At 58.4% G+C, this 23461-nt stretch carries 23 protein-coding genes; 21 read left to right on the top strand and 2 right to left on the bottom strand.

Annotated elements, in window-relative coordinates:
* Positions 1–14 precede the first annotated feature (14 nt).
* Positions 15–2618, top strand: a complete 2604-nt coding sequence (gene ccsA, locus WX88_RS10045; protein ID WP_082115954.1) for a cytochrome c biogenesis protein CcsA — start codon at positions 15–17, stop codon at positions 2616–2618.
* Positions 2619–2748: 130 nt separating this feature from the next.
* Complete coding sequence (locus WX88_RS28710; RefSeq protein WP_197076736.1) at positions 2749–3081, top strand: hypothetical protein; 333 nt, start codon at positions 2749–2751, stop codon at positions 3079–3081.
* Here WX88_RS28710 and WX88_RS10050 read toward each other — a convergent pair.
* Complete coding sequence (locus WX88_RS10050) at positions 3018–6686, bottom strand: T9SS-dependent choice-of-anchor J family protein (protein WP_046244214.1); 3669 nt, start codon at positions 6684–6686, stop codon at positions 3018–3020. The genes WX88_RS28710 and WX88_RS10050 overlap by 64 nt on opposite strands.
* A gap of 242 nt (positions 6687–6928) precedes the next feature.
* Between WX88_RS10050 and WX88_RS10055 the strand changes: the two genes are divergently transcribed.
* From WX88_RS10055 to pruA, 8 genes are all read left to right on the top strand, one after another.
* Positions 6929–7723 (top strand): Rossmann-like and DUF2520 domain-containing protein, encoded by a 795-nt coding sequence (locus WX88_RS10055; RefSeq protein ID WP_046244215.1) that lies wholly within the window; start codon positions 6929–6931, stop codon positions 7721–7723.
* Positions 7724–7793: 70 nt separating this feature from the next.
* The gene (locus tag WX88_RS10060; RefSeq protein ID WP_231590669.1) at positions 7794–8129 is read left to right on the top strand and encodes a 2Fe-2S iron-sulfur cluster-binding protein; all 336 of its coding nucleotides are present in this window, start codon (positions 7794–7796) and stop codon (positions 8127–8129) included.
* A 118-nt stretch (positions 8130–8247) separates the two neighbouring features.
* Positions 8248–8484, top strand: coding sequence for a Fe-S cluster assembly protein IscX (gene iscX, locus WX88_RS10065; protein ID WP_046244216.1), 237 nt, complete (start codon positions 8248–8250; stop codon positions 8482–8484).
* A 142-nt stretch (positions 8485–8626) separates the two neighbouring features.
* Positions 8627–8821: a cold-shock protein gene (locus WX88_RS10070; protein WP_046244217.1), complete on the top strand. Its 195-nt coding sequence runs from the start codon at positions 8627–8629 to the stop codon at positions 8819–8821.
* A gap of 70 nt (positions 8822–8891) precedes the next feature.
* Positions 8892–9893, top strand: a complete 1002-nt coding sequence (locus WX88_RS10075; protein WP_156176049.1) for a geranylgeranylglycerol-phosphate geranylgeranyltransferase — start codon at positions 8892–8894, stop codon at positions 9891–9893.
* Between the two features lie 247 nt (positions 9894–10140).
* Positions 10141–10836 carry a YjjG family noncanonical pyrimidine nucleotidase gene (locus WX88_RS10080; protein WP_046244218.1) on the top strand — a complete coding sequence of 232 codons (696 nt, stop codon included), beginning with the start codon at positions 10141–10143 and terminating at the stop codon, positions 10834–10836.
* An 85-nt stretch (positions 10837–10921) separates the two neighbouring features.
* Entirely contained in the window at positions 10922–11470 is a 549-nt protein-coding gene (locus WX88_RS27440) for a nucleoside/nucleotide kinase family protein (RefSeq protein WP_052732552.1), read from the top strand.
* 330 nt (positions 11471–11800) lie between these two features.
* Complete coding sequence (gene pruA / locus WX88_RS10090) at positions 11801–13465, top strand: L-glutamate gamma-semialdehyde dehydrogenase (protein WP_046244219.1); 1665 nt, start codon at positions 11801–11803, stop codon at positions 13463–13465.
* A 63-nt stretch (positions 13466–13528) separates the two neighbouring features.
* On the opposite strand, the gene WX88_RS10095 is transcribed toward pruA, so the two are convergent.
* The gene (locus WX88_RS10095; RefSeq protein WP_046244220.1) at positions 13529–14155 is read right to left on the bottom strand and encodes a Uma2 family endonuclease; all 627 of its coding nucleotides are present in this window, start codon (positions 14153–14155) and stop codon (positions 13529–13531) included.
* 129 nt (positions 14156–14284) lie between these two features.
* Between WX88_RS10095 and WX88_RS10100 the strand changes: the two genes are divergently transcribed.
* From WX88_RS10100 to WX88_RS10150, 11 genes are all read left to right on the top strand, one after another.
* Entirely contained in the window at positions 14285–14677 is a 393-nt protein-coding gene (locus tag WX88_RS10100; protein WP_046244291.1) for an NADH-quinone oxidoreductase subunit A, read from the top strand.
* A 75-nt stretch (positions 14678–14752) separates the two neighbouring features.
* Positions 14753–15307 carry an NADH-quinone oxidoreductase subunit B gene (locus tag WX88_RS10105; RefSeq protein ID WP_046244221.1) on the top strand — a complete coding sequence of 185 codons (555 nt, stop codon included), beginning with the start codon at positions 14753–14755 and terminating at the stop codon, positions 15305–15307.
* 71 nt (positions 15308–15378) lie between these two features.
* Entirely contained in the window at positions 15379–15939 is a 561-nt protein-coding gene (locus WX88_RS10110) for an NADH-quinone oxidoreductase subunit C (RefSeq protein WP_082115957.1), read from the top strand.
* Between the two features lie 197 nt (positions 15940–16136).
* Positions 16137–17324 carry an NADH dehydrogenase (quinone) subunit D gene (locus WX88_RS10115; RefSeq protein ID WP_046244293.1) on the top strand — a complete coding sequence of 396 codons (1188 nt, stop codon included), beginning with the start codon at positions 16137–16139 and terminating at the stop codon, positions 17322–17324.
* A gap of 21 nt (positions 17325–17345) precedes the next feature.
* Positions 17346–17918, top strand: a complete 573-nt coding sequence (locus WX88_RS10120) for an NADH-quinone oxidoreductase subunit NuoE family protein (RefSeq protein WP_046244222.1) — start codon at positions 17346–17348, stop codon at positions 17916–17918.
* 4 nt (positions 17919–17922) lie between these two features.
* On the top strand, positions 17923–18183 hold the full coding sequence (locus WX88_RS10125) for a hypothetical protein (protein WP_046244223.1): 261 nt from the start codon (positions 17923–17925) through the stop codon (positions 18181–18183).
* Positions 18184–19524: an NADH-quinone oxidoreductase subunit NuoF gene (nuoF, locus tag WX88_RS10130; protein WP_046244224.1), complete on the top strand. Its 1341-nt coding sequence runs from the start codon at positions 18184–18186 to the stop codon at positions 19522–19524. It abuts the gene before it with no gap.
* Positions 19525–19551: 27 nt separating this feature from the next.
* Complete coding sequence (locus WX88_RS10135; protein ID WP_046244225.1) at positions 19552–20568, top strand: 2Fe-2S iron-sulfur cluster-binding protein; 1017 nt, start codon at positions 19552–19554, stop codon at positions 20566–20568.
* A gap of 48 nt (positions 20569–20616) precedes the next feature.
* Positions 20617–21696 (top strand): NADH-quinone oxidoreductase subunit NuoH, encoded by a 1080-nt coding sequence (gene nuoH / locus WX88_RS10140; RefSeq protein ID WP_046244226.1) that lies wholly within the window; start codon positions 20617–20619, stop codon positions 21694–21696.
* A 5-nt stretch (positions 21697–21701) separates the two neighbouring features.
* Positions 21702–22286 (top strand): NuoI/complex I 23 kDa subunit family protein, encoded by a 585-nt coding sequence (locus WX88_RS10145; protein WP_046244227.1) that lies wholly within the window; start codon positions 21702–21704, stop codon positions 22284–22286.
* Between the two features lie 128 nt (positions 22287–22414).
* Positions 22415–22924, top strand: a complete 510-nt coding sequence (locus WX88_RS10150; protein ID WP_046244228.1) for an NADH-quinone oxidoreductase subunit J family protein — start codon at positions 22415–22417, stop codon at positions 22922–22924.
* Positions 22925–23461 lie beyond the last annotated feature (537 nt).

Below are 23461 nucleotides of genomic sequence, written 5' to 3' on the forward strand. Positions count from 1 at the left end.
GATATTCTCTGCTTATGAACTTACTAATAGGAAACATCGGCCATCTGAGCGTCATCATTGCCTTCGCGGCAGCGCTGGTGGCAGCCTACAGCTACTTCCAGGCCACGCAAGGCCGGGCGCTCGGCGACAATGACGCCAGCTGGCTGCGCATCGCGCGCGGGGCCTTTTTCGTGCACGGAGCGGCAGTGCTATCGGTGATATTCTGCTTGTTCAACATCATCCACGCCCACCGCTACGAGTACTACTACGCCTGGAGCCACAGCTCGAACCACCTGCCGGTGGAGTACATGATTTCCTGCTTTTGGGAAGGCCAGGAAGGCAGCTTCCTACTCTGGATTTTCTGGCATGTAGTGCTGGGTTTCTGCATCATGCGCTTCAACCGCCAGTGGGAAGCGCCGGTGATGGCCATATTCAGCGGCGTGCAGCTGTTTCTGGTGAGCATGATTCTGGGCGTGGTGCTCGGGGGGGTGAAGGTGGGTTCGTCGCCTTTCATCCTGCTGCGTGATTTCCTCACCGATCTGCCGGTATTCAAGCTGAATCCCAACTTCGTGCCCAAGGACGGCACCGGCCTCAACGCCCTGCTACAGAACTACTGGATGGTAATTCACCCGCCCACGCTGTTCCTGGGCTTTGCGCTCACGCTGGTGCCGTTTGCCTTCGCTATTGCCGCGCTCTGGAAAAAGGAGCTCACCGCCTGGGTTAAGCCGGCGTTGCCCTGGACGCTCATTGGCGGCGGCGTGCTGGGCGTGGGCGTGATGATGGGCGCCTACTGGGCCTACGAGACGCTGAACTTCGGCGGTTATTGGAACTGGGACCCCGTGGAAAACGCCGTATACATTCCGTGGCTCGTGCTGGTGGCTTCGCTGCACGGCCTGGTGCTGTGGCAGAAGCGCCGTACCGGCCTGCGCACCGCGTTTGCCCTGGTGGTAGCCACGTTTGTGTTGATTTTGTACGCTACTTTCCTCACCCGGAGCGGCGTGCTCGGCAATGCCTCCGTGCACTCATTCACCGATTTGGGCCTCTCGGGCCAGCTGCTGATTTACCTGGGCGCCTTCACCGTGCTGGCCATCGCGCTGCTGGTATGGCGCTGGAAAGAAATTCCCATCTCCGAGAAAGAGCTGACCGCCTACAACCCCGAGCTATGGGTATTCGTGGGGGCTACGGTGCTGTGCCTGGGCGCTTTCCAGGTGCTGTTCACCACTAGCATTCCAGTTTATAATTCCTTCATGGGCCTGTTGGGCATCAAAACCAACTTGGCCCTGCCCGCCGACCAGATTGCCCACTACTCCAAGCTACAGCTCTGGATGGGCGTGTTTGTGGCCCTGCTCTCTGGCCTGGCCCAAATCATGTGGTGGCAGCGCAACAACAAGGATACGCTCGTTAACTCCCTGACCGCGCCTACGCTGCTCACACTGCTGGGCACAGCCTTGGTGGTGCTGCTGGTGCGCTACAACGGCCTCACTATTTCGCCGGCCTACGTGGTGCTGACCTTGGCGGGCCTGTTTGGGGTGCTGGCCAACTTCAGCACCATCTTCAACCTGCTGCGGCGCGGCATTCGCCTCTCGGGCGGCGCGGTGGCTCACCTCGGCATCGCCCTGATGCTACTGGGCATTCTGGCTTCGGCGGGTTATTCCAACATCATTTCGCGCAACGTCTCGGGCCTGCTCTATTCGCGGGACTTCGACGAGGACCTGAACCGCGACAATGTGCTGCTGTGGCGCAACGAGACCACGCCCATGCAAGGCTACGAACTTACCTACACCGGCCAGTACTTCGATGTGCCCGGCGTGCCCGGCTACGTCGATAAGCAGTACCTCTTCCGCACCGATGACGACTACAAGGCCCTGGCCCGTGCCCCCATCATCAGCGGCGGCAAAACTTATTATAAGACGGGTGATACAGTCGACATCCTGCCCGAAAACACCTATTACCGCATCAATTACAAAGACCGGAAGTCCGGCGAGCAGTTCACGCTCTACCCGAGGGCGCAGGTGAATGAGGAGATGGGTGGCCTGCTGGCATCTCCTGCCATCAAGAAATTCTGGGGTCACGACATCTATACCCACATTAGCTCGGTGCTCGACCCGCGCAAGGAAAAGCCGTGGAGCGAGGCTAAGGAGCACGTTCTGAGCGTGGGCGACACCATCTACCTAAACGACTATTTCGCCGTATTCCGGGCCATCGAGCCGGCCCACGAAACCGCTGGCCTCAACTTGCAGAAAGGCGACCTTGCCCTGCAGGCCGATATGATTGTGTACGGTGAAAAGCGCCAGTACCATTGCCACCCGGTATTTGTGGTCCGCAACCGCATGGTGGGCCGCGTGCCCGACGAAGTAGAGGACCTCGGCGTGCGCGTCAGCCTCAACAGTATCGACCCGGTGGCAGGCAAATTTACTTTTGCCGTGAGCACCACCCAAAAGGACTACGTCATCCTCAAAGCCATGGACAAGCCCTTCATCAACCTCCTCTGGAGTGGCACCCTGCTCATGGCCCTCGGCTTCGGCCTGAGCTTGCGGCAGCGCGGCGGCAAAGGCGCCGTAGTGGCCGAAGCCGCGCTCGAAGCAGAAACGCCAGCCGAGGCCAGCAGCCGAACGGCAAGGCCCCAGCCGGTGGGGTAACCAGCCTACCATTACGTTACATCCCCCCACAAAAGGCCGCCCCAGCAATGGAGCGGCCTTTTGTATTGCTCATCATCCGCAGCCGAAGGCTTGCCCGGCTCGTCCGGCCTTGCCAACAGTATTGAACACCTTGCCAGACCTTCTGGTCGACTTGCCGCAGCTTCCGGTTGACTTGCCAGACCTTCCGGATGGCTTGCCGGACCTTCCCGACAGCTTGCCGGACCTTCCCGACAGCTTGCCGGAGCTTCTGGATGGCTTGCCGGACCTTTCGGTCGACTTGCCGCGCCTTCCGGTTGACTTGCCGGAGCTTCCGGACGACTTGTTGCCAGCTACTGCCCCAACAAAAAAGGCCGCCCGGTTGGGCGGCCTTTTTGCCGAAAAGGAAGTAATAGCCGAAGCCTACTTCACTATCGAAATCTGCTGCATGGTGTACTCTTCACCGTTGCGCACTTTCAGGCTGTAGATGCCCGAAGCGAGCGACGACAGGTTCACCTCGCTCCGGAAGTTATCCTTGGCGGTGCCCACGTATACGCGCTGACCCAGCGTATTGGTCACTTCTACGCTCAACGCCTGCTTGGCATTAGCGCCGCGAATCTCCAAGTTGAATACGCCGGAAACCGACGGGTTCGGGAACACGCTCACGGCACGCTTCAGCGCCTCCGAAGTAGCCAGCGGACCAGCGCTAATCGTCACGTCGTCCACGGCCAGGAAGCCTTGGTCGCCGGCGCTGATGGCGTGGAAACCCACGTAGAACGTGCCCGTGGCGCTGGGGGTGATGTCGAGCACAGCCGGCGTGCTGGCATTGTTTGCCAACGCATAAGCCGAATTGGCAATAGCATTATTGGTGAACAACGTAGTGGTCTGGCCAGCTGGCGTAGTAGCCGTGCCGTATTTTACTTCCAACGCGTTAGTGTAAGTATTGCCACCCGTGGCAACAGGTCCACGATAGGAGAATGACAGGCGGTAGCGCTGGGTGCTGTTCAAGCTCAGAGCTGGGGTAAAGAACCAATCGTTGGCAGTAACCGTGGGGTCAGCGCTATTAAACACATACACCATGGCGTTAGGACCCGACTGCGCGATGCTGGTCGAATTGGGAACAGTGCTCACCGAGCCGCGTGGCTGCCACGTGAAGCCGTCGCTGTTCAAATCGGCCACAGTAACGCCGCAGGGCAACGTCTGGCCTGGGGCTACTACGTCGAAGTTCTGCGTGTAAGGGAATGCGGTAATAGTGGGCGCCACGCAAGCCGTAGTGCTACGTACCGGCCCAGCCAGGGCGCTTTGGTCGGTAGCGCTGCAAATGGTACGGATGTAGAAATCATACGTAGTGGCGCCCGTCAGGCCGGTCAGCGTGTAGCTTGTGCCGGTGAAGGTAGGCGAGGTGCTGCTAGTGGCGCCCGGCGTAAAGCCCTGCGGACCATACACAATCTGATAGCCGATAGCCCCGGTCACGCCCGTGAACGAGAACGACACTGAGGTAGTCGTGCTGGTTGTTACGGCAAAGCTTGTGGGCACGAGGCAGGTAGCGGGGGTAGCTGTTTCTACTTCCAGCATGTAACGCACGTTACTGCCGCTCGCCGCAATATCCGAAGGAGCAAAAGTAGGAGCGATACCAACGTTGAAGAAGGTGCCGGTCCGCAATGGGGTTTCGTTCTGATAACCCATGGGGAATACCGTAGGAGTAGTAGTGCCAGCGGGTACCACCTGCGCCAAGCCCACCAGGAAGTCACCCGCTGGCACATTACCCGCTAGGTTGAAGGTGCGCAGCCGGCCCAAATCAGCCGTAGTAATGACGTAGTCAGCCGAGCGGGCAATCAGGGCCCCGGTCGTGGCATTCAGTATTACGCCATACACGGTGCTGTTCGACGTTACCAAATTGGGGTCGTTGCCGATTACAGCTCGTACGGCGGTCACGTCCCGTGGTGCGTTCACGGTGAATTTACCGGTAAAAGCAACCGTCCGTACGGCCGCTTGTGAGGGGAATCCTACGCTGCTAGCCTGCGCTACCCCCGGCTTGATAAACGAAAACAAGGTGGGGCTGGTAGCCATCGTCTCGGCTACCGAGTTGTTGCCGTTGTTGTCATCGCCAGGCAGCGTCACTGTCACTGTGTTGGCGCCCACGTTGGGCAGGCTGATGTTAGTAAAGTTCACAGCAGCCGTGCCGCTCACAGCTAGCGAGGGCAGCGTTTGGGTTTGCGTGTAAGTGTTAGCACCGCTGATGGTAAGGGTCACCACCGTAGGAGTAGTCACGGCTGCCACCCCGGCATTGCGCACCACAGCCCGCAGGCTGAAAGGGTTGCCCACGGGCACTGCTATCGAGCCGTAGCCTTGGATTTCATTCACGGCGACGTCGTTATTAGCTGGGGCAGCTGTCACGGCTTCCAGCATATACTTGTTGGCCCTACCAGCGGTAGTAGAAATGTCGGTGGGTGCTCCGCCCGTAACGGAGAGTTGATAGAAGGTGCCTGGGCGGGTCGGCGTTTCGTTTTGCACGCCCATGGGGAAGAAGCCAGCCGCGCCGTTACTGGCCGGCGATATCTGCACCATGCCCACCATGAAACTACCTGCTGGTACGGTTATCGGCGAAGAAAGCGTGAACGTATGGATGACGTTGACATCAGCCGCCGTCACCACGAAATTGGGCGAACGGCCAATGATGGCGCCGGATACCGGGTCTACTACCACGGCGTATAGTGTCTCGCCCACCGTCGTCTTTTGAGTGGGAGGAATAGGGGGCGCGTCGGCAATAAAGGCGCGGACGGCTGTAATCGAACGAGCAGTGCTCAGAAAAAATTTAGCGCCAAAACCAGCCTCCGAGCCCGACGCAAATCCTACGGCACTGGCCGACCCAAGGCCCGGCGAGATGTAGGAGAACGTCGTCGGATTCACCACTTGGGTTTCTGCCGATGAGTTGTTCGTATTATTATCGTCGCTGGGTACCGAAACCGTGACGGTATTTGTGCCTTGGTTGGTGGGCGTGTAGGCCGCGAAGGTCACCGTCGTCGTCGCGCCCGGTGCCAACGAGGCCACGGTCTGCGTGTTGGTAGAAGTATTGGCCCCCGTCACGCTCAGCGTAACCGCCAAGTTAGTCAAGGCATTAGTACCACTGTTGCTGACGATAGCACTCACCGTTTGGGGTGCTGCGCCAGGCTCCGCTATTTGGTTGACGGTGTATACCTGGGTGACCCCAGCATCGTTGGGCAGCGCGGGGACGAACCGATAAGTACGCCCGTTATCTGGTGGTACCGCTTGGCGGAAGTTAAACGCCCCCGAGGCACCAGCCGCAACCGGACCCGAGGCAAAAGCAACGGCCGCATCGCCCCAAGGGCTGGCCGACCCTTTGGTCAGGCGCAGGATTTGAGTAGTGCCATTACCTGAGCCCTTTATCCCTACCTGCGCATACTTGAAGTTATTGTTGGCTGCGGCAGCCGGCGTAGTTGGGCCATACACAAACTCCACAGTGCCATTGGCCTCATACAACCGCACTTGGAAGGAGCTATTAGCATACTGTGTCAGGACGGCTGCCTGGCCTGCTGCTGCTGCCTGAGACTTATCAGCTACGTTTTTCCACTGAATGGTGCATATCCGGCTACCTGCCGTGCCTGTAGTGGCCACGCGGTATTCAGCGGGGCTTGTACCCGCCGTCAGGTCAAAGTTGAAAGGTGCAAGCAGGTTCACATCACCCGCCGCCGTGCCCAACAGAGCACCGCCACTATTAAACTGTGAATAGAGCGAGTACAAGTCCACAGTGGGAGCTGTCATTCCAGCCGCCGAGCCAAGCTTTAAAAACCCGTTCGTATTCAGAATGAACCGGTCCATAGTTGCGCCATTGTAGGCGAAATTGAACCCGATGAGCTGCTCGGCCGAGTTAGCATCATCACTGTTGGCGGTGGTGATGACCGTACCCGCTGTGCCTAGGTCAGTGTAAGTACTAAGCAGGTTTTGCGCATTCGTCAACGGGTAGTTGAGCGTTTGTGCGTGCGCAACGGAAGCTCCGCTCGCCAGCACCGCAGCCACGGCTAACTGCCGCACACGCGAGGATAGCCCCGGGTAATTGTAGGTGTGTTTCATACAGGATTTTTGAATGGGGGGGGTGTTCGAAAAAGTTGAAAAAGGGAAATGAGCCATGTGGTACTGGATAGGCACGACCGTAACCACGGACTATCCAATAGTTTTGAGCTTACAAGTTGCTAATTTTTTAGCATAAATAGCCAACCACGATTCTTTATTGAGGCATTTTTGTCTTTATCGAACCCAGACCAGAACATCACAAGCCCTGCCCGACCATCCTTAGCTCCTTACTTTTGGTCGATATGAGTGCCCCTGATTTCAGTTCACTGCGCATTGGCCTGCTTGGCAGCGGGCGGGTAGCCAATCACTTAGGCCCGGCGCTGGCCGCGGCGGGACACCACGTGGCTTTTGTCTGGAGCCGCACCGCGCCGGTTGCCGCAGCCCTCGCAGCCCGGTTGCCCGATGCGCAAGTTCTCACCACCCTAGCCTCTCCCCTCCCTCCCGCCGACCTATACCTGCTGGCCGTGCCCGATGCCGCCGTGGCCCCGCTGCTGGCCACCACCGCTTGGCCCGCCGGAGCTTTGGTAGCACACCTGGCTGGTGCCTTGCCGCTGGCCGTTTTTGAGGCCCAGCCGGCCGTGCGCGGTGGTGTTTTTTATCCGCTCCAAACCTTCAGCCCTGGCCGCGAACTAGATTGGCCCACGGTGCCGTTCTGCATCGAAGCCAATGACTTGGCCGCCGAAACCACGCTGCTGAACTTGGCTGGCAGCCTCAGTCAACACGTGCGGCGGCTCGACTCCGCTCAGCGCCTCAAGCTGCACGTGGCGGCCGTATTTGCCAACAATTTCACCAATCACCTGTTGGGCATTGCTGATGCACTCCTGGCCGAAGCCGAGTTGCCCGCCGAACTACTGGCCCCGCTGGTGCGCGAAACCGTAGATAAAGCCTTGGCCAACCCGCCCTTCGCCGTGCAAACCGGGCCCGCCGCCCGCCGCGACGCGCCTACCCTGGCCGCCCATCAGGCGGCCCTGGCGGCGCACCCGGCGTGGCAGGACCTGTATGAGCGGCTCACGGCCAGCATTCAGACCCAGCTTTGATGCCGGAGCCGGGCCAAGTACCTTTGCGGCTTCAAACGCTGTCTTTTTTCGCAATTATTCGCTTCTCGCTTTGTCTGTTCCTGCCACCACCATCACCTTCCGTTTTGCCGACGGCCAACCGGCCCAAACCCACGTGGCGGCCTCCGGCGAATCGGTACTAGACGTGGCCCTCAACAACGGCATCCAACTTCAGCACAACTGCGGCGGGGTGTGCGGCTGTAGCACCTGCCACATCTACGTTAATGCCGGGGGCGACGACCTGCCCGAAATCAGCGACAAAGAAGAAGACTTCATTGACCGCGCCGAGAACCCGCGCATCAACTCGCGCCTGGCCTGCCAGTGCGTGGTCGAAGCCAACATGCAGCTCGATGTTACCATCCCGCCCCAGCACTTTCTGGGCCACTGATGAGAGAGAATTATGAGTTTTGAATCCTGAATTACCGCCCTGCGCAGCTTCATAATTCAAAACTTATCTTTCAACGACCAGCTCATCAGTCATAATTTAAAATTCATAATTCAAACAGATGCCCCATTTTGAACCACCCATGCACTGGGCCGACCACGAGGACATTGCCATGGCCCTGTACGAAAAGTTTGGCGACGACTTCACCGAAGCCAAAATCTATCGCATCCGGTTCACCGATTTAATAGAATGGGTGCTGAGCCTGAACAATTTTAACGGCACCCGCGAGCAGGCCACCGAAGGCCACCTAGAGCAAATCCAGGCCAAGTGGGTGTACGAGTGGCGCGACAACCAATAACGGCTGGGCTTGCGCAGCCCGGCGGCCAACCCCGCGCCAGCTTCCCGCGTAAGCTGGCCTGAAGTGAACATAAAACACCATTTCAGGCATTCCCGCAGCCTTTACCCGGGCGGTTTCCCACCTTTCCATTTTTTGTTTTTGCATGAAAACCGGCATCATTAAATTTTTCAACGAAGCCAAAGGCTATGGCTTCGTGACCGACGACCAAACGAAGGAAGACTTCTTCGTGCACGTAACGGGCCTGAACGGGGTTACGGTGCAACAAAACGACCGGGTAGAGTTCGAAACGCAGGAAGGCCGTAAGGGAATCAACGCCGTAAACGTGCGCAAAATCTGAGGTAATCTACCGACTTTGGGGCAACCCACCAAAAGCTTCTCCCATCCCGGAGAAGCTTTTTTATTGCCTCTTGCCCGGCATCGACACCCCGGCCCGCCACTTTCGCCGACCTTTGCCCCTGATACGTGCCGTGCCCCCGATGACCTCGCTCCCACCCAAGCAATCTGCCGCCGAGCCCCCGCCCCCGGCGGAGCGGTTACGCACGGCCCTGCCCACGCTGGTGCGCTGGCCCAATCTGCTTATCATGCTCCTGTGCATGGCTCTGGTGCGCGCCGGCCTACTGCTGCCCGAGCAGCCCCTGCGCACGTCGCTACTGGCCCCGCGCTTTGGGCTGCTGGTGCTGGCCGCGCTGCTGGTGGCCGCGGCCGGCTACATCATCAATGACTATTACGACGTGAAAATCGACGCCATCAACCGCCCCGACCGGTTGGTGATTGGCCGGGTGATAAAACGGCGCAAGGCCATGCTGGCCCACGTGCTGCTGAGCGGCATGGGAGTGCTGCTGGCCGGCTGGCTGCATCCGGTGCTGGGGCTGGTCACGCTCGGCACGGCCCTGTTGCTGTGGGGCTATTCGGCCCGGTTCAAGCGTGTGGCGCTGGTTGGCAACGTGAGCATTGCCACCCTCACCGCCGCCCTGGTTTTGCTGCCCGAGTTGCAGTTGCAACTAGAGCGCCACGATGGCCACAGTGTGGTGTGGCCCTATGCGCTGGCGGCGTTTCTGCTCACGGTAGTGCGCGAAATCGTGAAGGATGTGGAAGACATGCGCGGCGATGCCCAGCACGGCTGCCGCACGCTGCCCCTGGTGGTGGGCGTGGCCCGTACCAAATGGGTAGCGGGCCTGTTCCTCACCTGCCTGGCCTGTCTTACCCTGGGCGCCACCGGCCAACTGTTTGTCAGTGGGCACTGGCCATTGGGCACGTGGCTGCTGGCCTTTGTGTTGGTACCAATGGCCCAGTTGACACGCCTGCTTATCCGGGCCGACCGGCGACGTCATTTCAAGTACCTCAGCGCTTGGTGCAAAGGCATTATGCTGGCGGGCGTACTCAGCATGATGCTAGCCGGCAGCATCTGAAGAACTATTGCGTTTCGGCTGTTGCCCAAGAAACTGTTTGCGTCAATAGCCCAGTCATGCCGAGCGAAGCCGAGGCATCTCGCGTGCTTCGTTTGGCTCCCCTCTCTTTTGGAGAGAGGTCGTACCCGGTAGGGCCGGGGGTGAGGTTTCACCCGAACGAAGCGGTAGAGCTGCTTCAACTACGCTCAGTATGACCGGTTCGAAGCGTCGTGTTTGCCCACCATTCGTCACTACTTAATACCTGCCTTTGAAAACGTACCGTCACCTCTTCTTCGACCTCGACCACACCCTGTGGGATTTCGACAAAAACGCCACCGAGACCCTCCACACACTCTACGACCAGCACAACTTCGCCCGCTTCGGCACTTTCACGGCCGAAGAATTTATCCGCGTCTACAGCGACATCAATCGCGCCCTCTGGCGCTTATACCAGAACAACAAAATCACGCAGCAGCAGCTGCGCGACGTACGTTTCGTGCGGGCCCTCACCAAGCTGGGCGTATCCGAGGCCGATATTCCCGCGGGCATATCATCGGAGTTTACCCATATTCTCCCGCAGAAATCGGCGGTATTCCCCTTCACCCACGAGGTGCTGGGGTACCTGAAACTGAACTACCGCCTTCACCTGATAACGAACGGATTCAACGACATCCAAGGCATCAAGCTGGCCTCATCCAACCTGACCCACTACTTCGAGGAAATCATTACCTCCGAGCAGAGCGGCTGCCTCAAGCCCGACCCGCGCATGTTTGCCCACGCGCTGGCGCGCACCGGGGCCACCGCCGCCGAAAGCCTGATGATTGGCGATAACCTGGAATGCGACGTACTCGGCGCCTACAATGCCGGCATCGACCAAGTCTATTTCAATCCTGATAAGCGGCGCCATTTCAACCAGGTAACCCATGAAATCAGCTGCTTGAGCGAGCTGAAAAACTTCCTTTAGAGCGATATTTTTAGAAATGAGACGTAAACAGGAAAAGGCAGCGCCCAATTCCTGTCTAACGTCTCATCTCTTTTTCTCTATCATCATGGTACACCTCATTGGCTTATCAGGCCGCCGCGGCAGCGGCAAAGACACCGTCGCCTGCCTCCTGCAACAGATGCAGCCCGAGCGCATCTGGCAAATTCACTCCTTCGGCGATTCCATCAAAGCCGTCTGCGCCGCCCTCACCGGTGAGGACGTCGCCCCCTATTACTCCCAGGCCGGCAAGGCCCAAGTAGTGCCCACCTTCCAGCGCACCCGCGGCGAAATGCTCCAACAGGTGGGTCAGGCCCTGCGTGCGTGGGAGCCATTGGTGTGGGTCGAAGCCTTCCTGGCCCGACTTCCGCACGATGCCTGCGTGCTAGTGCCCGACGTGCGTTTCCCCAACGAAGCAAATCCCATCCGCGCCCGCGGCGGCATCATGCTCCGCGTCGAAGGCGACCCCCTCGGCCAGCGCGGCGACGGCACCCGCGACGACGACCACCCCAGCGAAACCGCCCTGGACGACTACCCGCACTTCACCGCCACCATCCACAACACCGGCTCGCCCGAAGACTTGGAACGGCAGGTGCGAGAGCTGCTGAAGCTCTTGTAACCCAAGCGCAGCAGGTTGCGTCCCCGCACGAATTGCCGGATTCCAAAACAGTACTTCCCGTGCCCAAAACACCCCTGCCGCTCCTTAAACACCCTTGACCGTCTCTCAAACGGCATAACCCGCTCTCAAAACACCGCATCCTGCGAACGAAACACAACTACCCTTCGTCAAAAGAGCCTTCGCCAGCCGCAAAATACCCCGTCCCGGCCCCAAAACACCCTCGCCCTGCGGCAAAACACCTCTTGCGTCCTGCTCAACGCCCGGCCCCGATTCATCCTACCTTTGCCCCGTCCCACCCCAAATCCTTCTTCAACCCAACCCGAAAACCCCATGGCTAACGGCTTTTTCAACGTCCCCTACCCCATCAACGAACCCGTAAAAGGCTACGCCCCCGGCTCGAAAGAGCGGCTGGAATTGCAGCAGCAGCTCAAGAGCCTGCGCAACCTGGAGCTGGACATTCCGATGTACATCGGCGGCAAAGAAGTACGAACCGGCAAAACCGAGCGCATCGCTCCGCCCCACGACCACCAGCGCACCATCGGCAACTTCCACGTCGGCGAGGCCAGCCACGTGCAGCAGGCCATCGACGCCGCCCTGGCCGCCCACCCCGCCTGGGCCGAACTGCCCTGGGAGCATCGCGCCGCCATCTTCCTCAAAGCCGCCGACCTCCTCGCCGGCCCCTACCGCGCCCGCATCAACGCCGCCACCATGCTGGGCCAAAGCAAAAACGCCTTCCAGGCCGAAATCGACGCCGCCTGCGAGCTGATTGACTTCTTCCGCTTCAACGTGTACTACATGCAGGAAATCTACAAGGGCCAGCCCGAGAGCCTGCCCGGCATGTGGAACCGCCTGGAGCACCGCCCCCTCGAAGGCTTCATCTTCGCCCTCACCCCCTTCAACTTCACGTCCATCGCCGCCAACCTCCCCGCTTCGGCGGCCATGATGGGCAACGTCATCGTCTGGAAGCCCGCCTACACCCAAATCTACTCGGCCCAGGTGCTCATGGAGCTGTTCAAGGAAGCCGGCGTGCCCGATGGCGTTATCAACATCGTGTATGTAGACGGCCCCACCGCCGGCGACGTTATTTTCTCGCACCGCGACTTTGCCGGCATCCACTTCACCGGCTCCACCGGCGTCTTCCAGAACATCTGGAAAACCATCGGCCAGAACATTCATCGTTACAAATCCTACCCCCGCATCGTCGGCGAAACCGGCGGCAAAGACTTCATCATCGCCCACCACTCGGCCCACCCCAAAGCCGTCGCCGTGGCCATGTCCCGCGGCGCCTTCGAGTACCAGGGCCAGAAATGCTCCGCCGCCTCGCGCGTCTACCTGCCCTCCAACACCGCCCAGGAAATCCTCGGCTACGTTAAAGAAGACCTCGCCTCCTTCAAAATGGGCGACGTCGAAGACTTTAGCAACTTCATCAACGCCGTCATCAGCGAGTTCTCCTTCGACCGCCTCGCCAAGTACCTCGACGAAGCCAAAGCCGACCCCGAAGTAGAAATCATCGCCGGCGGCGGCTACGACAAATCCAAAGGCTACTTCATCGAGCCCACCGTCATCCTCGCCAAAGACCCCAAGTACGTCACCATGTGCGAGGAGCTTTTCGGCCCCATCCTCACCGTCCACATCTACGACGAAACCAAGTTCGAAGAAACCCTGGACCTCGTCGACACCACCTCGCCCTACGCCCTCACCGGTGCGCTCTTCGCCCAAGACCGCTACGCCATCGACCTAGGCTCGAAGCGCCTGCAAAACGCCGCCGGCAACTTCTACATCAACGACAAGCCCACCGGCGCTGTGGTCGGCCAGCAGCCCTTCGGCGGCGCCCGCGCCTCCGGTACCAACGACAAAGCCGGCTCGCAGCTCAACCTGCTCCGCTGGGTATCCCCCCGCACTATCAAAGAAACCTTCGTCCCCGTCACCGACTACCGCTACCCCTTCCTCGGCTCAGAACCTGCCGAAGACTTGAACCGCGACAAAGGCTTGTAAAATGAATCATAAAAAAGCCCTGTACTCAGAAGTACAGGGCTTTTTTATGTTATGATATGTTCCTTAGAATCGCTGAGCACCATAAGGTACTATTGGCTCTTCAGCGACAATACGCAACGGGGCTACATCTGTGCCCTCATAAATCTCGACAACGCTGAGATTTATGTTTAAATTGGGAATTACCAACGCGTCTTCCGCTTCCACCAGCGGCGTGAAGCTCCAGATATTATTGGCCTCGCGGCGGTACCATTCTACCAGCCAAGAAGTCTGCGATACCAATAAATAGTGTTGCAAAGATGGCAGCTGCTTGTATTGATTAAACTTCCGTCCCCGGTCGTACTCGGCGGTGGAGGGCGAGAGCACTTCGATGAGCAACACCGGCGCCTTCAACATCCGCTTGGCTCGCTGGTCTTCGGGGTCGCAGGTTATTATCACATCAGGGTACGTATAATGCCGGCCCTCCTGCACGGCGAGTTGCACGCCTTCCATCAACACCTTGCACGGCTTGCCGCGCAACGCCTGACGAAAGGAGGCGGCGAAGTTTAACCCGATTAAATTATGCGAAACATCGGCTCCAGCCATGGCAAACACTTCGCCGTCAAAGTATTCATGACGAACTTCACTTTGCTCTTCCATAGCCAAATACTCTTCGACTGTATAGCGGCGCGGCTGTTGTTCTTCCTGTCCCATCGGTTACTGCTTTATAACCAAAGATAGGCACCATCGCCTTCAAAGATTTCAACATTGCGCCCCAACCCCACAGGCGCTACCTTTGCCCTTCAGCGCTCTTGGCTGCTGCTACTTTCTAATCTGACCGCTATGCTATTAATTCAATCGGCTGCCAATTACCAGCCCTCCGATTACCTCCCCATTCTCATTCAATTCGGTCTGGCCTTGGCATTTGTGGCCTTCGCCATGATTGTTTCCCACCTCGTGGGCCCCAAGCGCACCAGCAAAGTAAAGAACGAAGCCTTCGAGTGCGGCATCGAATCCGTGGGCAACGCCCGCACCCCGATTTCGGTGAAATATTTCCTCACGGCCATCGTGTTTGTGCTGTTCGACGTCGAGGTAATCTTTATGTATCCGTGGGCGGTGAACTTCCGCGCCCTGGGCAACGACGGTTTCATTGCCATGGTGCTGTTTATGTTCTTCTTGCTGGCGGGCTTCCTCTACATCATCAAAAAGGGCATCCTACGCTGGAACGAAGCCTAATTCGGGCAAACTATTGTCGCGTGGCTGGTGTTCGTAACTAGGCCATTTGGCCCTCCAACCTGACCCATCTCAACTATGGATACCCGAGTTCCAGAAATCAAAACTGTCGAGGCCCCCGAGGGCATTGAAGGCGCTGGCTTCTTCGCCACCTCGCTGGAAAAAGTGGTGGGCATTGCCCGCGCCAACTCGCTCTGGCCTTTGCCTTTCGCTACTTCTTGCTGCGGCATCGAGTTCATGGCCACCATGGGCTCGCACTACGACATCTCGCGCTTCGGCTCCGAGCGGCCCAGCTTCTCGCCCCGCCAGGCCGACTTGCTCATGGTGATGGGCACCATTGCTAAGAAGATGGCCCCCATCGTGAAGCAAGTGTACGAGCAAATGGCTGAGCCCCGCTGGGTGCTGGCCATGGGCGCCTGCGCCTGCTCGGGCGGCATCTTTGACTCGTACTCGGTGCTGCAAGGCATCGACCGCATCATCCCGGTCGACGTGTACGTGCCCGGCTGCCCGCCCCGCCCCGAGCAAGTGCTTGACGGTTTGATGCGCGTGCAGGACCTCGCCAAGAACGAATCTTTCCGCCGCCGCAACGCCCCCGAGTATCAGGCCCTGCTGGCGTCGTACAACATTAAGTAATCTGCATCAGGCAGTTGGAGATTGGAGAAAAGACTGCCTTTTCTTCAATCTCCGGCCCTTACCACCCCCGAATGAATCCTCAGGAATCTGCCGCCGCTCCCGAAGCTCCCGTTGCCGAAGACCCGATTAAGGTCCAGAATGCGCGGGTGCTGGCTTTGCTGCACAAGTTGTTTGGCGAGGCCACGTTCACCGATGTCGAGGAGCCTCACGGCCTCCTCACGGTGACTACCACGCGGGAGCGCATCCACGACATCATCGCCGGCTTGCAGCAGGACCAGGAAATCAAGTTTCATTTCCTAACGACGATGTGTGGCATCAACTACCCCGAGAACGAGGGCCAGGAACTGGGCATGATTTACCACCTGCACAGCCTGACACAGAACATCCGCCTGCGGATTAAAATCTTCTTCTCCATCACCGACCCGGTGGTGCCGACCCTGACCGACCTCTATGCCACCGCCAACTGGATGGAGCGCGAGGCTTACGACTTCTTCGGCGTCATCTTCACCGGTCACCCCAATCTCATTCGCATCCTCAACGTGGAGGACATGGACTACCATCCCATGCGGCGGGAATATCCGCTGGAAGACGGTACCCGCGAAGACAAAACCGACCTGTTTTTCGGCCGCTAGGCCATTTGTCATGCTGACGAAGGAAGCATCTTATCACCGCTGCTTTCGCCAGAATTTATAGAAACAACCTGCGGCGCGGACGTGATAAGGTCCTTCGCTGCGCTCAGGATGACAATAGTAAAATGGCAGTAAACGACACGCTGGAAGGCACCCATAAAATACACGAGGAGGCCGCTGCGCAGCGCCACGGCCAGCTCATGCCCCTGCTCAACGACTTCAGCCAAGAGCTGACGACGCTGAACCTGGGCCCCACGCACCCGGCCACCCACGGCATTTTCCAGAACATCCTGCAAATGGATGGCGAGCGGATTGTGTCGGGCGTGCCCACCATCGGCTACATCCACCGCGCGTTTGAGAAAATCGCGGAGCGCCGGCCGTTCTACCAAATCACGCCGCTCACCGACCGGATGAACTACTGTTCGTCGCCCATCAACAACATGGGCTGGCACATGACGGTGGAGAAGCTGCTCGGCGTGACCGTGCCCAAGCGGGCGCAATACATGCGCGTGATTATGATGGAGTTGGCTCGCATTGCCGACCACCTGATTTGTAACTCGATTCTTGGCGTTGACACGGGTGCCTTCACCGGCTTTCTGTATGTGTTCCAGGAGCGCGAGAAGATATACGAAATCTACGAGGAGGTGTGCGGCTCGCGCCTGACCACCAACATGGGCCGCGTGGGCGGCATGGAGCGGGATTTTTCGCCCGTGGCGCTGCAGAAGCTGCGCGACTGGCTGAAGACCTTCCCGGCCGTGATGAAGGAGTTCGAGTCGATGTTCAACCGCAACCGCATTTTCATGGACCGCGTGGTGAACGTGGGCCCAATTTCGGCGGAGAAGGCATTGAATTACGGCTTCACCGGCCCCAACCTGCGGGCTGCCGGCGTCGACTACGACGTGCGCGCCATGAACCCTTATTCTTCTTACGAAGATTTCGAGTTCGACATTCCGGTGGGCACCAACGGCGACACCTACGACCGTTTCATCGTGCGCAACGAGGAGATTTGGCAGAGCCTGCGCATCATCAAGCAAGCGCTGGAAAACCTGCCCGAAGGTCCCTACCACGCCGATGCGCCGCACTACTACCTGCCCGCCAAGCAGGAAGTGTACAAGAACATGGAGGCCCTGATTTACCACTTCAAAATCATCATGGGCGAGATTGACGCCCCGGTTGGTGAAGTGTATCACTCGGTGGAAGGCGGCAACGGCGAGTTGGGTTTCTACCTGATTTCGGACGGCGGCCGCACGCCTTACCGCCTGCACTTCCGCCGGCCGTGCTTCATCTATTACCAAGCTTACCCGGAAATGGCCGTGGGCACGACGCTGTCGGACGCCATTGTCATTCTCTCGTCCATGAACGTCATCGCCGGCGAGCTGGACGCCTAGTTTTCTGTGAATCTGATTGATATGGAGCCGACCACCGCGCCTACCAAACCGCAATTTTCTCCCGCCGCGCAAGCGGAAATCAAGCGCCTGCTCACGCATTATCCGGAAGACCGGAGCAAGTCGGCCCTGCTGCCGATTTTGCACATTGCGCAAGCTGAGTTCGGCGGTTGGGTAAGCCCCGAAGTACAGGACTTGGTTGCCGAAACTCTTGGCATCAAGCCCATTGAAGTGTACGAGGTATCGTCCTTCTATACCCAATACAACCTGAAGCCGGTGGGCAAGCACGTGCTGGAAATCTGCCGCACGGGCCCCTGCATGCTGCGCGGTTCGGACGAATTGACGGAGCACTTGGAGCGCATCACCGGCGCCAAAGTGGGCGGCACCTCTCCGGACGGTACCTTCACCCTGAAGGAAGTGGAGTGCTTGGCCGCATGCGGCTTCGCCCCCATCGTGCAGGTGCGCGAGAAATACTACGAGCAGCTCGACACACCGGAAGCAGTGGACGCCATGCTGAACGAATTGAAGAGCTTAGTGCACCGTCCGATATTACCTTGGGAGGAGACGGGCTTGCCCAACTCGCTCAAAAACTACTAAGCTCATGGCCGAACAGAATCAGGATTTGCCGCTAGTCGTGTCAGAGATTTTAATCGAAATGCACGACATGAAGGCTTCCATTAACCGGATGGCTGAAATTATGCTGAGCCAGCAGAAAGAAACTAACAAGCGTTTCGAGATGCTGATGGAAGCTGACCGCGCCAACACCACTATGATTATTGATGCGTTCCGCGAGGAAGCAGGCGCGACTCGGCAGCGCCTAGACGGCATCGAAAATCGGCTCGCACGTTTAGAAAACAAGTAGATGGGACGCAAGCTATTAACTGAACATATCAACGTCGAAGGCATTGACACCTTCGACGTGTACCGCAAGCACGGCGGCTACCGCTCCGTGGAGAAGGCGCTCAAAACCATGACGCCCGACGAAGTGGTGGAGGAAGTGAAGAAGTCGGGCCTGCGTGGCCGCGGCGGCGCCGGTTTCCCCACGGGCATGAAATGGAGCTTCCTGGCCAAGCCTGAAGGCGTGCCGCGCTACCTCGTCTGCAACGCCGACGAATCGGAGCCCGGCACCTTTAAGGACCGTCAGTTGATGTCGAAACTGCCCCATTTGCTCATCGAGGGCATGATTACGGGCAGCTACGCCCTGGGCGCGCGCACCAGCTACATCTACATCCGCGGCGAGTTGTTGTACGTGCTGCGCATTCTGGAAAAGGCCATTGCCGAAGCCTACGCGGCTGGTTTCCTGGGCGAGAACATCCTCGGCTCGGGCTACTCGCTCGACTTGCACGTGCACCCCGGCGCTGGCGCCTACATCTGCGGTGAGGAAACTGCCTTGCTGGAGTCGCTGGAAGGCAAGCGCGGCAACCCGCGCAACAAGCCGCCATTCCCCGCTGTGCAGGGCCTTTACGCCCGCCCCACGGTGGTAAACAACGTGGAAACCATCGCAGCAGTAGTTCCGATTGTGAACGAGGGCGGCGACGAGTACGCCAAACTGGGCGTGGGCAAAAGCACCGGCACCAAGCTGATTTCGGCTTGCGGCCACCTGAACAAGCCCGGCATCTATGAAATTGAGCTGGGCGTGCCAGTCGAGGAATTCATATACTCCGATGAGTACTGCGGCGGCATCTGGAAAGGGCGCGACCTGAAAGCTGTAGTGGCTGGTGGTTCGTCGGTTCCGATTCTGCCCAAGGAGCTTATCCTGAAAACCGCAGCCGGCGAAAACCGCCTGATGACCTATGAGTCGCTGTCCGACGGCGGCTTCATCACGGGCACTATGTTGGGCTCTGGTGGCTTTATTGCAATGGACGAAACCACGTGTATCGTGAAGAACACCTGGAACTTCAGCCGCTTCTACCACCACGAGTCGTGCGGGCAGTGCTCGCCCTGCCGTGAGGGCACGGGCTGGCTCGAAAAAGTACTGCACCGCCTCGAACACGGTCACGGCTCGATGCACGACATCGACTTGATTGTGAGCGTAGCCAAGCAGATTGAAGGCAACACCATCTGCCCGCTCGGCGAAGCCGCGGCGTGGCCAGTAGCTGCCGCAGTGCGTCACTTCCGCCACGAGTTTGAGTGGCACGTGACTAATCCCAAAGAGGCCACTGCTCCTGGCGCAGCATACCGCGGCGCGGCGGTGTTGGCTTAAACTTCCTGACGATTATCCTTCTATACAATGGCTAAAATAACCTTCGACGGCATTGAGGTAGAGGTTCCGGACGGAACCACTATCCTGAACGCGGCCCGCCAAATTGGCGGGGGCGTGGTGCCGCCCGCCATGTGCTACTACACCCCGCTGAAGGGCACCGGCGGCAAATGCCGTGCATGCCTGGTGCGCGTGGCGGCCGGCTCGGCCAAAGACCCGCGCCCCATGCCCAAGCTGGTGGCCTCGTGCATCACGACGGTGCAAGACGGCATGGTGGTCGAAAATACGACCTCGCAGCAGGTGATGGACGTGCGCAAGGGCATCGTAGAAATGCTGCTCATCAACCACCCGCTCGACTGCCCGGTGTGCGACCAGGCCGGCGAGTGCGACCTGCAGGACTTTGCCTTCGAGCACGGCGTGAGCACCACCCGCTACGAGGAAGAGCGCCGCACCTTCGAGAAAATCGACATCGGCCCGCTCATCCAACTGCACATGACACGCTGCATCCTGTGCTACCGCTGCGTGTACACCGCCGACCAGCTCACCCCCGAGCGCGTGCACGGCGTGCTGGGCCGCGGCGATGCTTCGGAAATCGGCACATACATCGAGAACATCATCGACAACGAGTTCAGCGGCAACGTCATCGACGTATGCCCGGTGGGCGCGCTGACCGATAAAACCTTCCGCTTCAAGCAGCGCGTGTGGTTCACGAAGCCTGTGAACGCCCACCGCGACTGCGAAAACGAAAAGTGCTGCGGCAAAGTAACTCTTTGGTACAAAGGCAAGGACGTCCTCCGCGTGACGGCTCGCAAAGACCAGTACGGCGAAGTGAAAGAGTGGATTTGCAACACCTGCCGCTTCGACAAAAAGGAAACCTCGGACTGGGTGCTGGAAGGCCCGGCGCACATCAACCGCGCCTCAGTCATCTCGGCCAACCACTACGAGCTGCCGGTCATCAACCCCCAAGTGCTAGCCGACTTACCGGAGAGCACCACCCGCGAACTGGAACGCAACCCTCCCCTCCGTTTAGGCGGCATCAATGGCTAAATCAACTGTCACGTTCAGCTTGGCTAGGCGTGACAATTATCTTATAATATGACTCTTCCCGCTCTGGGCTGGCAAGGCCTCGTCGTTCTGGTAGTTTTCGGCGTTTCGTTGCTGATTGCCACATATTCTACTTATGCCGAGCGCGTGATTGCCGCGTTTCTGCAGGACCGGGTCGGCCCGGACCGCGCGGGTCCCTTCGGCCTGCTGCAGCCCCTGGCAGATGCCGTGAAGCTCTTTACCAAAGAGGAGTTCTTCCCAGCTGGTGCCAACCGGGCGCTGTTCGTTTTTGGTCCCTGCTTGGCAATGGTCACGGCGCTCATGTCGTCGGCGGTTATTCCGTTCGGCAATGTGCTGCAGTTTGGCGAAACCGCGATTCACCTGCAGGGCATTGAAATCAACGTCGGCATGCTCTACGTGTTCGGCATGGTGTCGCTGGGCGTTTACGGCATCATGATTGGCGGTTGGGCTTCGAACAATAAGTTCTCGTTGCTCGGCGCCATCCGCGCTGCTTCGCAAAACATCAGCTACGAAATCGCCATGGGCCTCGCCCTGATTGCCGTGCTGATGATGTCGGGCACGTTGTCGCTGCGCGAAATCACGCTGCAACAATCGGTGGCCGGCGAGTGGCACTTCTGGAATATTGCCAAGCAGCCGCTGGGCTTTGTCATCTTCATCGTGTGCGCCTTCGCCGAGACCAACCGGACGCCCTTCGACTTGCCGGAGTGCGAAACCGAGTTAATTGGCGGCTACCACACGGAATACAGCTCCATGAAAATGGGTCTGTACCTATTCGCTGAGTACATCAACGTGTTCGTGGCTTCGGCCGTGATGAGCGTGCTGTACTTCGGCGGCTTCAACTTCCCTTTTCAATATGAATTGCGCGATTGGTTGGTTTCGTCGCAAGGCTTGGAGTTGGTAACTGCCTCGAACATCATCACCATCCTCGGGCTGGTGGGCTTGTTCGCCAAAATCTTCGGCTTCATTTTCTTCTTCATGTGGGTGCGCTGGACCCTGCCGCGCTTCCGCTACGACCAACTGATGCGCCTGGGCTGGACCATCCTCATCCCCCTGGCCATCTTCAACATCATGCTGACGGGCGGCCTGATTACGTTCGGCGTGATTAAATAACGACCATGGAATCCCTTAGCAAACGCGCCAAAGTTCTCGAAAAGAAGCCCATGACCCTGGCCGAGCGGGCTTACCTGCCGGCTATTTTTCAGGGCTTGACCATCACCATGCGGCACTTTTTCCGTGCTGCCACCAAGAAGCAAGTCACCGTCCGCTACCCCGACGAGACCCGTCCCTTCTCTCCCGTTTTCCGCGGCCTGCACGTGCTTAAGCGCGACGAGCAGGGCCGGGAGCGGTGCACCGCCTGCGGCCTCTGCGCCGTGGCCTGCCCCGCCGAAGCCATCACCATGGTGGCCGGCGAGCGCAAGAAGGGCGAAGAAAACCTCTACCGTGAGGAGAAGTACGCCGTGAGCTACGAAATCAACATGCTGCGCTGCATCTTCTGCGGTCTGTGTGAGGAAGCCTGCCCGAAAGCGGCCGTGTACCTGCAAGCCGACAAAATGGCCCCGCCGCGCTTCGAGCGCGACGAGTTCATCTATGGCAAAGACCGGTTGGTAGAGCCCGTGACGCCGGATAACCGCTCGAAGCGCGGCATCCAGCTCACGCCCGAGCAAGCAGAGAAGCTGCGTACGCAATTGCAGACTGCTTAAAGAACTGTCATGCAGAGCGCAGCGAAGCATCTCGCTCGCTCTATTGCACGATTGAGTTACCATTGCACGCGAGATGCTTCGCTGCGCTCTGCATGACGTTTTTTGGCGTGGTGCTCTAACCTGCTGTTATGTCCCCTCTCTTCCTTTTTCTCTCGTTCGTGGCCCTGCTGAGTGCATTAGGTGTGGTGCTGGCCAAAAACCCAGTGCACAGTGTGCTCTTCCTCATCCTCACGTTCTTCACGCTCTCCGGCCACTACCTGCTGCTGAACGCGCAGTTCCTGGCCGCCGTGAACATCATCGTGTACGCTGGGGCCATCATGGTGCTGTTCCTGTTCGTGATTATGTTCCTGAACCTGAACGAGGAAACCGAGCCGCATAAGCCCGCCCTGGCAAAGTTTGCGGCGGCCATCGCGGGTGGCTCGCTGCTGCTCATATTGGTAGCCGCTATGCGAAACATAAATCCCGCTGGCTATGACCCCACCAGTTTTGATTCGCAGATTGGTATGGTGGACCGGCTTGGTCTGGTACTGTTTCAGCAGTATGCGCTGCCTTTTGAATTGGCTTCGGTGCTGTTGCTGGCAGCTATGGTAGGCTCAGTGATGTTGGGTAAGCGCGAGACGGGCGAACGCAACTTCTAAAAGCTACTTTAACTGATTGACAATAAAAGAGCCGCACCTAATGGGTGCGGCTCTTTCGGTTAATGATAGAATAATAATGGTTATAGGAACTCAATCAGTCGATAATGATAAAATAATTGGTCATGCTTTTATAGCAAGGCCCTAGCTAACTATAGGTAACTATTGATAGAAGCAGCCTCAGCATGTGCCACAATAGTAGCACGAGTGAGCGTCGACTGGTAACTGGGCATCCGCATCTTGTAGACCGGCGACGATGCGAGTTGCAAGCGCATCAAAGAGGTGGTCAACATAGTCCAAAACAGAACAACTGCAGCGAAGATGTAAAGCTTGAACATTGGTGCGAGCGTTGGAGCGTTTAACTGATACAAACCTACTCGTTTAGGTAAAGGCAAATCCCTCTGTCTCGCCGAGCACATCAATTTGCCCGTTGAATTTACGTTTTTGCACTACAAACGTTTGAGGCACCCTATATCAAGTCAAATAGCGACCCACTATCTGTCTCCGCTCTTCAAAGCTTTAAGGCCTGATTCCAGCCCT

The sequence above is a fragment of the Hymenobacter terrenus genome, from assembly GCF_000972495.1.
Taxonomy (GTDB): Bacteria; Bacteroidota; Bacteroidia; order Cytophagales; family Hymenobacteraceae; genus Hymenobacter; species Hymenobacter terrenus.